The sequence below is a fragment of the Mucilaginibacter sp. genome (assembly GCF_964263795.1).
Lineage (GTDB): Bacteria > Bacteroidota > Bacteroidia > Sphingobacteriales > Sphingobacteriaceae > Mucilaginibacter.
Genome location: NZ_CAXVWK010000016.1, coordinates 1 through 13,403, shown reverse-complemented (window position 1 = coordinate 13,403; position 13,403 = coordinate 1). Strand labels below are relative to the sequence as shown.

Annotated in this window: 16 protein-coding genes; all 16 read left to right on the top strand. The window is 43.3% G+C overall.

The window, feature by feature from the left end:
- Nucleotides 1–5: 5 nt before the first annotated feature.
- Entirely contained in the window at nucleotides 6–245 is a 240-nt protein-coding gene (locus tag ACE5CV_RS01445) for a hypothetical protein (RefSeq protein WP_374948369.1), read from the top strand.
- Nucleotides 226–1,149: a PstS family phosphate ABC transporter substrate-binding protein gene (locus ACE5CV_RS01440; protein WP_374948368.1), complete on the top strand. Its 924-nt coding sequence runs from the start codon at nucleotides 226–228 to the stop codon at nucleotides 1,147–1,149. The genes ACE5CV_RS01445 and ACE5CV_RS01440 overlap by 20 nt, the downstream gene beginning before the upstream one ends.
- A 26-nt stretch (nucleotides 1,150–1,175) precedes the next feature.
- Complete coding sequence (locus ACE5CV_RS01435; protein ID WP_374948367.1) at nucleotides 1,176–2,861, top strand: tetratricopeptide repeat protein; 1,686 nt, start codon at nucleotides 1,176–1,178, stop codon at nucleotides 2,859–2,861.
- Nucleotides 2,862–2,935: 74 nt separating this feature from the next.
- Nucleotides 2,936–3,307, top strand: coding sequence for an NADH-quinone oxidoreductase subunit A (locus ACE5CV_RS01430; protein WP_374948366.1), 372 nt, complete (start codon nucleotides 2,936–2,938; stop codon nucleotides 3,305–3,307).
- 170 nt (nucleotides 3,308–3,477) lie between these two features.
- Entirely contained in the window at nucleotides 3,478–4,020 is a 543-nt protein-coding gene (locus ACE5CV_RS01425; protein WP_191163532.1) for an NADH-quinone oxidoreductase subunit B, read from the top strand.
- Nucleotide 4,021: 1 nt separating this feature from the next.
- A complete protein-coding gene (locus ACE5CV_RS01420) occupies nucleotides 4,022–4,525 on the top strand; it encodes an NADH-quinone oxidoreductase subunit C (protein WP_374948365.1) in 504 nt (167 codons plus the stop codon).
- A gap of 5 nt (nucleotides 4,526–4,530) precedes the next feature.
- Complete coding sequence (locus ACE5CV_RS01415; RefSeq protein ID WP_374948364.1) at nucleotides 4,531–5,742, top strand: NADH-quinone oxidoreductase subunit D; 1,212 nt, start codon at nucleotides 4,531–4,533, stop codon at nucleotides 5,740–5,742.
- Nucleotides 5,735–6,259, top strand: coding sequence for an NADH-quinone oxidoreductase subunit NuoE (gene nuoE / locus ACE5CV_RS01410; RefSeq protein WP_374948363.1), 525 nt, complete (start codon nucleotides 5,735–5,737; stop codon nucleotides 6,257–6,259). The genes ACE5CV_RS01415 and nuoE overlap by 8 nt, the downstream gene beginning before the upstream one ends.
- A 1-nt stretch (nucleotide 6,260) precedes the next feature.
- Nucleotides 6,261–6,443, top strand: a complete 183-nt coding sequence (locus ACE5CV_RS01405; RefSeq protein WP_374948362.1) for a hypothetical protein — start codon at nucleotides 6,261–6,263, stop codon at nucleotides 6,441–6,443.
- Between the two features lie 5 nt (nucleotides 6,444–6,448).
- The gene (gene nuoF, locus ACE5CV_RS01400; protein ID WP_374948361.1) at nucleotides 6,449–7,810 is read left to right on the top strand and encodes an NADH-quinone oxidoreductase subunit NuoF; all 1,362 of its coding nucleotides are present in this window, start codon (nucleotides 6,449–6,451) and stop codon (nucleotides 7,808–7,810) included.
- 88 nt (nucleotides 7,811–7,898) lie between these two features.
- Nucleotides 7,899–8,897 carry a 2Fe-2S iron-sulfur cluster-binding protein gene (locus ACE5CV_RS01395; protein WP_374948360.1) on the top strand — a complete coding sequence of 333 codons (999 nt, stop codon included), beginning with the start codon at nucleotides 7,899–7,901 and terminating at the stop codon, nucleotides 8,895–8,897.
- Complete coding sequence (gene nuoH / locus ACE5CV_RS01390; RefSeq protein WP_374948359.1) at nucleotides 8,897–9,931, top strand: NADH-quinone oxidoreductase subunit NuoH; 1,035 nt, start codon at nucleotides 8,897–8,899, stop codon at nucleotides 9,929–9,931. Before ACE5CV_RS01395 ends, nuoH begins: the two co-directional genes overlap by 1 nt.
- Nucleotides 9,932–9,942: 11 nt before the next feature.
- On the top strand, nucleotides 9,943–10,440 hold the full coding sequence (locus ACE5CV_RS01385) for a NuoI/complex I 23 kDa subunit family protein (RefSeq protein ID WP_374948358.1): 498 nt from the start codon (nucleotides 9,943–9,945) through the stop codon (nucleotides 10,438–10,440).
- A gap of 62 nt (nucleotides 10,441–10,502) precedes the next feature.
- Complete coding sequence (locus ACE5CV_RS01380) at nucleotides 10,503–11,012, top strand: NADH-quinone oxidoreductase subunit J (protein WP_374948357.1); 510 nt, start codon at nucleotides 10,503–10,505, stop codon at nucleotides 11,010–11,012.
- Nucleotides 11,012–11,341 (top strand): NADH-quinone oxidoreductase subunit NuoK, encoded by a 330-nt coding sequence (gene nuoK, locus ACE5CV_RS01375; RefSeq protein ID WP_374948356.1) that lies wholly within the window; start codon nucleotides 11,012–11,014, stop codon nucleotides 11,339–11,341. The genes ACE5CV_RS01380 and nuoK overlap by 1 nt, the downstream gene beginning before the upstream one ends.
- A gap of 129 nt (nucleotides 11,342–11,470) precedes the next feature.
- Complete coding sequence (gene nuoL, locus ACE5CV_RS01370) at nucleotides 11,471–13,381, top strand: NADH-quinone oxidoreductase subunit L (RefSeq protein WP_374948355.1); 1,911 nt, start codon at nucleotides 11,471–11,473, stop codon at nucleotides 13,379–13,381.
- The last annotated feature ends 22 nt before the right edge of the window (nucleotides 13,382–13,403 follow it).

The following is a 13,403-nucleotide window of genomic DNA, read 5'->3' as shown; positions in this document are numbered from 1 at the left end:
AACTAATGTTATCAAATAACAATAGAGAGCAAAAATCGCCCAAAAGGCGGTTTTTGCTTATTTTAGGAGTAGCCGCATTCATTTGCTTTTGTATATTGGGCTTAGGTCTGATCTTTTGGAAGGACATTCCGCTGGGGTCTGATCCTACCCAGCGAAAGATTTTTGGCGGTGTAATACTCATTTATGCAGTACTGCGGTTTTCCCGCTATTTAAGAAAGGACCCTGATGAAGTTGATGAAGCTTAACTTAACAAATTTATTGCTGGCATGCGCGGTAGTTGCTTTATCTGGCAGCTGCAAGCAAGCCGAAAAAAAAACATCTCAGGATGATAAATTTTTAGCGGGTACAGCCACTTTTGTAGCGGATGATTCTTTTTCACCGATAATAGATGAGGAAGCATACATTTTCAAAGCGGCTTATGTTGACGCTAATCCAATAATAAAATACAAGCCCGAAGCGTTAGTAGTAAACAGCTTAATTAACGACAGTGTTCGTGTCGCTATACTCGCTCGTGAACTTGATACCGCCGAGGTTGGTATATTTAAAAGGCGCACATTGCCGCCGGTAATAACAAAATTTGCCACAGATGCGGTGGCGCTGATAATTAACCAGGCATCAAACGATACCACCATTACCGTTAGCGAGATTGTTAAAATGCTTAACGGACAATCGCAGACTGATAAAAGTATTGTATTTGATAACCCCAACTCGAGTTTGGTAAGGTATTTGAAGCAACTATCAGGGAATAAAGATTTTAAGCAGAAGAATATCTACTCGCTTAAATCAAACAAAGAAGTTATCAGATACGTTAGTACACACCCGGATGCAATTGGTATTACCGGATTTAGCTGGCTTAATGACCCTGATAAAGATTACGCTGATGCGGTTGACAAGGTGAAAATTGTAGGAGTACGCGACGAGAAAAGCAAGAGCGCACCGGGCGAATATTTTAAACCTTCGCAGTCAACGCTAGTCCAAAAAACGTATCCGCTTAGCAGATCGTTGTACTTAGTTGATTGCACTGGAAAGAAGGGGTTAGGAGCCGGATTTGCTTCATTTTTAGCCAGCGAGCGCGGACAGCGGATTATATTAAAATCGGGCTTACTACCTGAGGTTATCCCGTCAAGGGAAATAAACATAACACACTAAATTAAATATACATTCAAAACTAAGAGATGAAAATGATCAGTAAGATAAGTAAGTTAGTATTAGCACTTGTATTAGTTGGGTCATCAGTGTTTGCTCAAAGTTTGGCCGACGCCAAAAAAGCAATTGATGCCGAGCAATACCAGAAAGCTAAATCGATGCTTAAGAATTTAACCGTTACTCAATCAACTAAAGATGAAAATTTCTTTTACCTGGGTTGGGTATATATTATGCAAGACTATAGCGACTCTGCAAAAACAGTTTTTCAAAAAGGTATTGCTGTTAATCCTAAATCGGCACTTAACTATGCAGGTTTAGGCGTTGCTGCTTTTGTGGACAAAGATCGTAACACGGCAACAACTAACTTTAATCAGGCAATTACCTTGGCCGGTAAGGATAGTAAACCATATGTTTACATTGGTAAAGGTTATTTGCTAAACGCAACTGAAGGTAAAGTAGCTGCTGCTGACGCAAACGCTGCTATCGCTATCCTTAACAAAGGTAAGGCGCTTAATGCTAAAGATGCTGAGCTGTTGGTTGTATTAGGCGATGCTTATCGTACGCAGCTAAAAAGCACCGAGGCGTTGGGTAACTACCAAAACGCTTTAGAACTTGACCCTAAGCTGGCTACTGCTAAAGTTGCCACAGGCGTACTTTGGAGATATGCCGATAATTACGAAGATTCTGAAAGATTATTTAAAGAAGCGTTAGCTATCGACCCTAACTTTGGACCGGCTTACCGCGAGTGGGCAGAAACCGACATCCGTTGGTCACTGCGCGATCCTAAAATGGCATCTGCTAAAGTTAAAGAAGGTGTAGAGCAGTACCGCAAATACATTTCGTTAACAGATAACTCTTTAGAGTCTCGTTTACGTTATGCAGATTTCCTTGCTTATGCAGGTGATTACAAAGCTTTGCAGGAAGAAGCTAATGCGTTAGCTAAATCGTCAAATGGTAACTTAAGGGTTTACCGTTACCAGGCTTATGCAGCTTATGAGAACAAAGATTATCCAACCGCTTTAACGGCGATGAATACCTGGATTACTAAAGCTGAGCCTAAACGTGTTATACCTCGTGATTACCTGTACTTAGGCCGTATCCAAATTGCTTCTGGCAAGGATTCGTTAGGTATTAAGTCGTTGCAAACCGCTTATACAATGGATACCACCCAAGCTGACGTTTATGCCGAAATTGGCAAGTCGTTATATGCGCAAAAGAAGTATGAAAAGGCAGGTGATGCTTACCGTATGTATTTAACAAAATCGCGAAAGGGTACTTTAAATGATTACTTAAGGGAGGGCACAAGCTACTACTTCGCATTTGATGCTAAAAAGCCGGACACAACACTTTTAACTAAAGCAGATTCAGCTTTTAGTTATATCAGTCAAAAATCTGGTAAGCCTATCCCTGCGGTTGTTTTATTCAGGGCTCGTGTTAATGATAGTAAAGATGCGGACCGTAATAACATTAAGGGTTATGCCAAACCGTATTACGAACAGTACATTCAGTTAGCCGGATCAACCCCGCCTGCTGATGAAAAAGCTAAAGCGCAACTTGTTGAAGCTTATAGCTATTTAGGTGCTTTCTACCAATATAAGGAAAAAGACGACGCTAAAGCCACAGAGAACTTCACTAAAGTGAGAGAATTAGACCCTGCTAACAAACAAGCAGCTGCTTTCTTTTCTAAAAAGGGCGGAGCTGCAAAGGGCAAATAACTTTAAATTAAATATTGAAAGGCCTCTTGAAAAAGAGGCCTTTTTTATTATCCGCTCATTTGTATATTTGCCATATGGAATTACAAAGTTTGCCGGTTAATTATCTGCCCATCATATTCCAAATGATAGTGGCCATTGGTTTTGTTGTGACTACCATGTTTGTAACACACAAAATTGGCCCTAAGCGGGTAACTAAAGATAAACTCACTCCCTTTGAGTCGGGTATCGAAGTTATTGGTAACGCCCGCACCCCGATGTCTATCAAGTATTTCCTGGTGGCAATACTATTTGTGCTATTTGATGTTGAGGTGATTTTTATGTACCCCTGGGCTGTAAACTTTCGCGATCTTGGTAAAGATGGTATGATAGAGATGTTTATCTTTATGGGTACTTTACTTGCCGGATTCTTTTACATCATTAAAAAAGGCGCACTGAATTGGGATTAGTTTGCGGGCTTAATCAAATTTTACAACCTAATTCAGACATTTATCTTAGACGTTCTTTAGAATTATTCTAAATATACTCCACCCTTTCTTAGTGTACCTTAAACATTAGTATTTTAATTAAATTTGCAAATCAGCTTAGCTGATGGGTTAAATTTATTTGATAATAATTCATGAGTGATATTCAAATAGTTGAGGCTCCTGCAGGATTAGAAGGGTCAGGATTTTTCGCCACCAAGCTTGATCAGGCCGTTGGCTTGGCACGCTCACACTCTTTATGGCCATTGCCTTTTGCAACATCATGCTGTGGTATTGAGTTTATGGCCACTATGGGCTCACATTACGATTTGTCCAGATTTGGTGCCGAGCGTTTAAGCTTTTCGCCGCGCCAGGCCGATTTGTTGATGGTAATGGGTACCATATCTAAAAAAATGGGCCCGGTATTACGCCAGGTTTATCTGCAAATGGCCGAGCCTCGGTGGGTTATGGCCGTTGGTGCCTGTGCATCAAGCGGGGGTATATTTGATACGTATTCTGTATTGCAGGGTATTGATGAAGTGATCCCGGTAGACGTTTACGTTCCTGGTTGCCCACCCCGCCCTGAAGCAATTATCGATGGCTTTATGGCAATCCAGAAATTAGTACAGACAGAAACACTTCGCCGCAGAGAAGAGCCTAAGTATCAGGCCTTACTTGCTTCATACGGTATACAATAAAATGGGTAAGATAGCTAACGACGTACTTTTACAAAAGCTGACCGATAAATTCCCGGGCCAGGTTGTTGAAACCGGTGCCGATTTTGGTTTGCTTACTATTGAGACCGGTAAAGAGGTTATAACAGATGTGCTTTCGTTCCTGAAAGCGGATGCAGCGTTGCAATTTATCTTTTTGACAGATTTAACCGCTATACATTATCCCGAGTCAGAGAAACCTATTGGTGTAATTTACCATCTGCACAGCTTGACTACTAACACACGCATCCGGGTAAAGGTATTCCTGACATTGGAAGATCTGCATATCCCTACAGCCACAACCTTATGGGACGGCGCCAATTGGATGGAGCGTGAAACTTATGATTTTTTCGGGGTGATATTTGACGGACACCCTGACCTGCGAAGGATATTGAATGTTGATGACATGACGGTATTCCCGATGAGGAAAGAGTTTCCGCTGGAAGACCCCAACCGTATTGATAAAAAAGATTACTTTTTCGGGAGATAATATAAATGCAGAACCACCCCGTATATTCTGACAACGATCCGCAAACCGAGTATTCCACGCTTAACCTTGGGCCTACACACCCTGCAACGCATGGTGTGTTCCAGAATGTTTTGCAGATGGATGGCGAACGTATTGTTAATGGTGTATCAACCATAGGCTATATTCACCGCGCGTTTGAAAAAATAGCTGAGCATCGCCCTTTTTACCAGATAACACCCCTTACCGATAGGTTAAATTACTGCTCGTCGCCGATCAACAACATGGGTTGGCACATGACAGTGGAGAAACTGTTAAACATCCAGATGCCGAAGCGTGTGGATTACATGCGTGTTATTATCATGGAGCTTGCCCGCATAGCAGACCACATTATCTGTAATGGTGTATTAGGGGTAGATACAGGTGCTTTTACCGGTTTCCTTTATATGATGGAGTACCGCGAAGAGATCTATGAGATTTACGAAGAGATCTGCGGCTCGCGTTTAACAACAAATATTGGCCGTATAGGTGGTTTCGAAAGGAATTTTAACAATATTGCTTTCAACAAGATCCGCAAATTCCTGGTGAAATTTCCACCGGTATTGAAAGAGTTCGAGGCTCTGTTTAACCGTAACCGAATCTTTGTAGATCGGACAAAGGGTGTAGCAGCCGTTACCCAGGAAGACGCGATCAGCTACAGCTGGAGCGGCCCTATTTTACGTGCCACTGGTGTCGATTATGATGTTAGGGCCATGGAGCCATACTCATCATATGAAGATTTTGATTTTGAAGTACCTGTTGGGGAGAATGGTGACGTTTACAATCGTTTTTTAGTACGTAACGAAGAAATGTGGCAAAGCTTGCGCATTATTGAGCAGGCGCTGAATAAGATAGAGAAAGAACCGACGGATATTTTCCATGCGAATGTACCTGCGTTTTACCTGCCTCCAAAAGAGGAAGTATACAATAACATGGAAGCTTTGATATATCACTTTAAAATTGTGATGGGCGAGGTAGATACACCTAATGCCGAAGTGTACCATGCAGTTGAAGGTGCCAATGGCGAACTTGGCTTTTACCTGGTCAACGATGGTGGCCGCTCGCCGTACCGTTTGCATTTCCGCAGGCCAAGCTTTATTAATTATCAGATGTATGCACCAATGAGCCGCGGCATGCTGTTATCTGATGCGATTATCAACATGAGTAGTTTAAACGTTATAGCCGGAGAGTTAGATGCTTAGTGTACAGACCACCGATATGCCGGTAACTTTTACACCGGAGCTGATCAGCAAATTTGCTGATGTAGTAAGCCGTTATCCCGAAGGAAAACAAAAGTCGGCTTTGTTGCCGGTTTTGCACCTGGTACAAGCCGAGTTTGGATGGGTAAGCGCACCTGCTATGGACAAAGTTGCTGAATATCTAAACATTCAGCCTATCGAGGTTTATGAAGTAGCATCGTTTTATACCATGTACTTTTTAAAACCGCAGGGCAAATACATGTTAGAGGTTTGCCGTACCGGCCCATGTGAAATTGTTGGCGCGACACTGATAATGGAGCACATTGAAAAAACACTTGGTGTAAAGGAAGGTGATGTAACTGAAGATGGTTTATTTAGCTGGAGAGGCGTAGAGTGTTTAGCTGCCTGCGGCTTTGGCCCTGTATTGCAAATTGGTCCGGAGTATACTTTTTATGAAAGGCTTACGACAGAGTCGGTTGACACTTTAATAAACGATTTAACCGCTAAGGCAAATAACTAAAATGAACGAAAGTAATAGGTTGATAAGCTGGGATGCAGCATTAGTAACAGGAGTGATCTTGTTCTTGTTTCTGCAGGTGCCTGAGCATTATAACCTTATCATCGGTTTGGTTACCGTGATGATACTTTCAAACTGTGTAAAAAATCATATTGCCGCTTATAAATTAACCGGTAAAATATATTAGTAGTAATGGGACGCAAACTTTTACTTGAACATATTAACGTACCCGGCATCAACACCTTTGATGTTTACCGCTCAAAAGGCGGCTATGCTGCTGTTGAAAAAGCGCTGAAAACTTTAACGCCTGATGAAGTCGTTGAAGAGGTTAAAAAATCGGGCTTACGCGGCCGCGGAGGCGCTGGTTTCCCAACCGGGATGAAGTGGAGTTTTCTGGCAAAGCCGGAAGGTGTAGAGCGCTACCTGGTTTGCAACGCTGATGAGTCTGAGCCTGGTACTTTTAAAGACCGCTATCTGATGACCTATATCCCTCACTTATTAATTGAGGGGATGATTGTTGCCAGCTTTGCGCTGGGTGCAAAAACATCTTTTATATATGTACGTGGCGAAATGATGCCGCAGATCCGTATCCTGGAGCGCGCTATTGCCGAAGCAAAGGCTAAAGGATTCCTGGGTAAAAATATTTTGGGCACCGGTTACGACCTGGAGCTTTACGTACAACCGGGTGGTGGTGCTTACATATGTGGTGAAGAAACCGCTTTGTTAGAATCACTGGAAGGTAAACGTGGTAACCCGAGGATAAAACCACCGTTCCCGGCTCTTGCCGGCTTGTACGGCTGCCCAACTGTAGTTAATAACGTAGAATCAATTGCAGCTGTAGTGCCGATAATCAACGAAGGCGGCGACGAGTATGCAAAGTTAGGTATCGGGCGCAGCACCGGGACAAAACTAATCTCGGCAGGTGGTAATCTGAAAAAACCTGGTGTTTACGAAATTGACTTAGGATTACCTGTCGAAGAGTTTTTATACAGTGATGAATACTGCGGTGGCATTGCTAATGGCAAGCGTTTAAAAGCGGTTGTTGCGGGTGGCTCATCGGTGCCTATATTGCCGGCTAACCTGTTCATGAAAACCATTAATGGCGAAGGTCGCTTAATGAGTTATGAGTCGCTGGCAGACGGTGGTTTTGTGAGCGGTACCATGATGGGGTCGGGTGGTTTTATCGCTTATGACGAAGACCAGTGTATTGTACGCAATACCTGGAATTTTGCACGGTTCTATCACCACGAAAGCTGCGGACAATGTTCGCCCTGCCGTGAAGGTACCGGTTGGATGGAAAAGGTATTACACCGGCTGGAATACGGCCACGGTAAAATGAGCGACATGGACCTGCTGGTTGATGTATCTAAAAAAATAGAAGGAAATACAATTTGTCCGCTGGGCGACGCAGCAGCATGGCCGGTGGCCAGTGCCATCCGCCACTTTAGGGATGAGTTTGAATGGCACGTAACAGATGCAAAAACAGCGACAACCCGCAATTACGGGCTGGCTCATTATGCAGATCCGTTGCCAAAAATAGAATTGGAGGCGTAAGCCCCACTCAACCCTCCCCGGTAGGGAGGGCTTTTGAAATAAGAAATTTTGAAGTCTCCCTTACCGGGGGAGATTACAGGGGGCTAAAATGAAGGTAACAATAGACGGATTTCCCATTGAAGTAGAGGCCGGGACAACCATCCTAAACGCTGCAAGGCTAATAGGTGGCGATATCGTTCCGCCGGCTATGTGCTATTACTCCAAACTGGAAGGCAGCGGCGGTAAGTGCCGTACCTGTTTGGTGCAGGTAACCAAAGGTTCTGAAAAAGATCCGCGGCCAATGCCTAAGCTGGTGGCTAGCTGCCGTACCACAGTAATGGACGGTATGGAAGTAAAAAACATTACGTCGCCGGAAGTTATTGAAGCACGTAAGGGTGTAGTAGAGATGTTATTGATCAACCACCCGTTGGATTGCCCGGTTTGCGACCAAGCCGGAGAGTGCCATTTACAAGATTTAGGTTACGAACACGGAGCAGCCAAGACGCGTTATGAGTTTGATCGCCGCACGTTCGAAAGAATTGATATTGGCGATAAGATTCAGCTGCACATGACGCGCTGCATACTTTGCTACCGTTGCGTGTTTGTTGCCGACCAGATCACCGATCACCGTATTCACGGTATATTAAATCGCGGCGATCATTCAGAGATCTCTACTTACATTCAAAAAGCAGTAGATAACGACTTTAGCGGTAACGTAATTGATGTTTGCCCTGTAGGTGCTTTAACCGACAGGACATTCCGTTTCAAAAACCGTGTTTGGTTCACCAAACCGGTTGAGGCGCATCGCGAATGCGAAAACCCCAAATGCTGCGGCAAAGTAACCCTGTGGTATAAAGGCGAGGACGTGATCCGTGTAACGGCACGTAAAGATGAGTATGGTGAAGCAGAAGAATTTATTTGCAACACCTGCCGTTTTGATAAAAAGAAAACCAGTGATTGGGTGATAGAAGGCCCGCGTAAAGTATCGCATAAATCTGTTATCAGCTCAAACCACTATGACACGCTTAAACCGCTTCCGGTTGTAAAACAAAACCTGGTATTGCAGGAAGCGAATAAACAACAATTTGAAAGGGAGACACGCCTGTAATGGAATTAGTAGATATTGGTATAAAGTTCGCACTGGTTGCGATTATATTTGGTATTAGCCTGGTAATTGCCATGTACTCTACCTACGCCGAGCGTAAGATAGCGGCATTTTTTCAGGATAGGGTTGGCCCTAACCGTGCGGGTCCGTTTGGTATTTTACAGCCTTTGGCTGATGGTGCCAAAATGTTTATGAAGGAAGAAATCATCCCGACTAACGCAACACCATTTTTATTTATTGTAGGCCCGTCTTTAGCAATTTTAACGGCCTGTATTGGTTCTGCAGTTATTCCCTGGGGGCAAAACATTACCATTGGCGATAAAGTGATTCCGCTGCAGGTTACGGATATTAACGTAGGTATCTTGTACATCTTCGGTGTAGTATCGTTAGGTGTATACGGCGTGATGATTGGTGGCTGGGCATCAAACAATAAATATTCTTTGTTAGGCGCTATCCGTGCAGCATCTCAAAATATTAGTTATGAAATTTCAATGGGGCTGTCTATTATCGCCCTGTTACTGGTTACCGGTACTTTAAGCTTAGGCGAAATTGCACAGCAGCAGCACGGCTGGCACTGGAACGTAATTTATCAGCCGGTTGGGTTTATCCTTTTCCTGGTTTGTGCCTTTGCCGAAACTAACCGTACGCCATTTGATTTACCGGAGTGTGAAACTGAGTTGGTTGGTGGTTACCATACCGAGTATTCGTCAATGAAACTGGGCTTTTACCTTTTTGCAGAATATATTAACATGTTCATCTCATCGGCTGTGATGGCTACCCTTTACTGGGGTGGTTATAACTACCCAGGTATGGATTTCATGAACAACCTGTTAGGCCCTGTTTGGGGCCCGTTATTAGGTACAGCCGTTTTCTTTACCAAGATATTCCTGTTCATCTTCTTCTTTATGTGGGTACGCTGGACAATCCCGCGTTTCCGCTACGATCAATTGATGGACCTGGGCTGGAAGATTTTAATACCACTGGCAATTGCCAACATTGTGGTTACCGGGATTGTTATTACTTTTTTAAATTCATAAAGGATTAGTTAATGGAATCGTTAAGTAATAAAAAGAAGCAATTAACCGTAAAACCGCTTAACTTTTTGGAGCGTGCTTACCTTCCTGCCATTGTGCAGGGCTTAAGCATTACCATGAAGCACTTTTTCAAAAAGCCGGTTACCATTGCTTATCCGGATGAGAAACGTGAATTTTCTGAAAACTATCGTGGTTTGCACTCACTTAAACGCGATGAGAATGGTGCTGAGCGATGCACCGCTTGTGGACTTTGCGCCTTGTCATGCCCTGCAGAAGCTATTACTATGACAGCTGCAGAGCGCCAGAAAGGTGAGGAGCATTTGTATCGCGAAGAAAAATATGCCGCTGTATATGAAATTAACATGCTGCGCTGTATTTTTTGTGGTCTTTGTGAAGAGGCTTGCCCTAAAGAAGCAATTTATTTGGATGGGGATATTGTTCCATCAGATTACCTGCGGAAAGATTTTATATACGGTAAGGACAAATTAGTAGAGGCACCTTTAAATCAATAACAGAAGTTTTATACCTTTGCCCAACTTTAAAGCAGGCCAAAAGTATATTGTAAAATATAAACATGAGTACATTTTACTTCATCGCGTTTTTATCCATATTCTTTTCTATACTGGTTATTTCTGCAAAAAACCCGGTGCACAGTATCCTGTACCTGATACTTACGTTTTTTACTTTTACCATCCACTACATTTTACTTAATGCACAGTTTTTAGCAATTGTAAACTTTATTGTCTACATGGGTGCTATATTGGTACTGTTCCTGTATACGCTGATGCTTATCAACCTTAACAAAGAATCGGAGCCGGTTAAGCCTTTTATGGTTAAGCTTGCGGCGGTATTTGGCGGTGGTATCTTGGCGGTGGCCCTTGTAGCATCGTTAAAGATCACCGGCGCGTCGGACCCGGTAGTATTAAAAGACCCTAACCTGGGGCTGGTAAAAAACCTGGGTAAAGTGTTATTCAAAGAATTCCTGTTGCCATTCGAAGTATCATCCGTATTGCTTTTATCGGCAATGGTAGGTGCTGTATTACTCGCAACAAAAGATCCTAAAGAACCAAAAGCAACCATCTGATGGACAGTTTAACTAATACCATTCAAGCGGTGCCGCTTAACCATTATATCATGTTAAGCGCTTTAATATTCTCAATAGGGGTTATGGGTGTTTTATTACGCCGTAATGCTATTGTGATCTTCATGTCGGTTGAGCTGATGCTTAATTCGGTTAACCTGTTGCTTACCGCATTTTCGGTTTATCGCGGTGATGCGGCCGGGCAGGTATTTGTTTTTTTTATTATGGCACTTGCCGCAGCCGAAGTTGCAGTAGGCCTGGCCATTATTGTAATGATATACCGTAATACAAATTCAATCGATATTAACGTATTGAACAGGTTGAAGTGGTAACAGGCTGAAAAGTAAGTAATGAATTTCGAGTTGAATCTTCAATTTCAAATCGATACAAGAACTAATAAACGCGTCATTGTAAAGGCTTGCCAATCAATACGTATAACGTAAAACGTCTAACAGACAAAAATGGATAAATTGATCTGGCTTATTCCTGTACTACCCTTAGCCGGTTTTGTTATTAACGGATTGGGGCGCAATTCCCTTTCAAAAGGTATCATTGGTGCGTTGGGCAGCTTATTGGTTTTGGTGGCTTTCGGCTTAAGTGTTGCCGCATTCTTCCAGATCAAATCTACCGGGGCGCCTATCAATTTTAACCTTTTCGACTGGATTGCCGTTGGCAACTTTAAGATCCAATTTTCTTTCCTTGTAGATCAGCTCAGTTCAATCATGCTGCTGATCATCACCGGTGTAGGTTTCTTAATTCACCTTTACTCAATTGGTTATATGCATGATGATGCTGGTTTCGGTAAGTTTTTCGCTTATTTAAACCTATTTGTGTTCTTTATGCTGTTGCTGGTAATGGGCAGTAACTACGTGATCATGTTTATCGGTTGGGAGGGTGTTGGCTTATGCTCGTATCTGCTTATTGGTTTCTGGTATACTAATCCAAGTTATGCCGATGCTGCAAAGAAAGCCTTTATCATGAACCGTATTGGTGATTTAGGTTTCCTGTTAGGCATTTTCTTGTTAGTAAATACATTTGGCAGTGTTGCTTATGCAGACATATTTCCGAAAGCGCCCGCAGCGGTTGCAGCAGGTGCTCCTGTAGTGTTAATCACGCTATTGTTGTTTGTGGGTGCAGTTGGTAAATCGGCACAGTTGCCGCTATTCACCTGGTTACCCGATGCAATGGCCGGCCCAACGCCTGTATCTGCATTGATCCACGCGGCAACCATGGTTACGGCTGGCATTTATATGATAGCCCGTTCTAACATTTTATTTACACTGGCGCCGGATACCATGGAGGTAATCGCCGTTGTAGGATTAGCAACAGCGTTCTTTGCGGCGCTAATCGCATTAACCCAAACCGATATCAAAAAGGTACTGGCATATTCAACGGTATCCCAATTAGGTTACATGTTTTTAGGTTTGGGCGTTGGCGCCTATACCGGATCATTCTTTCACGTTTTAACGCATGCGTTCTTTAAAGCCCTGCTATTCCTGGGCGCGGGTTCTGTTATTCATGCGATGAGCGGAGAACAGGATATGCGCAAAATGGGGGGCTTAAAGGGCAAGATCAAAGTTACATTTATCACCATGCTGGTAGGTACTATTGCTATTGCAGGTATCCCACCTTTCTCCGGGTTCTTCTCTAAGGACGAGATCCTTGCAGCGGCATTTGCTCATAGTACTACATTCTACGTAGTGGGCGTTATTACCGCCGGTTTAACATCGTTTTATATGTTCCGGATGATGTACCTTACTTTTTGGGGTAAGTTCCGCGGAACGCACGAGCAGGAGCACCACTTACATGAATCGCCTGCAAACATGACCATCCCGTTGATTGTGTTGGCTATTCTATCAGCCATCGGCGGTATGATAGGTGTACCGGCCGTAATGGGAGGCCACCATGAACTGGCAGCATTCCTGGCCCCGGTATTTGAGCCATCACTGAAATTGTTAGGCGAGCATGAACTAAGCCACAATACCGAATGGATATTGATGGGTGGATCGGTAGGTATCGCTTTAATTGCAATGGTTTACGCATACACAAAATACGTAAGCAAGGCAAGTGTACCGGTAAGTGATGAAGAAGAACGCCCGGCATTATCAAACCTGTCATACCACAAGTTTTATATTGACGAATTGTATGACATGATCATCCGGAAGCCGCTTGACGCACTATCAACTTTCTTTTACAGAGTTGTGGAACAATTGGGCATCGATGGATTTGTGAACGGCTTGGGTAAAGGCACAATCGAGACGAGTAAAGGCCTGCGCCTGTTGCAAACAGGTAACGTAGGGTTCTACATATTTATGATGGTGGTAGGTATAATTGCCATTTTGGTATACAGTTTAATTAAAATAGGCGCTTAGCGTTTAACATATAAAATGACCG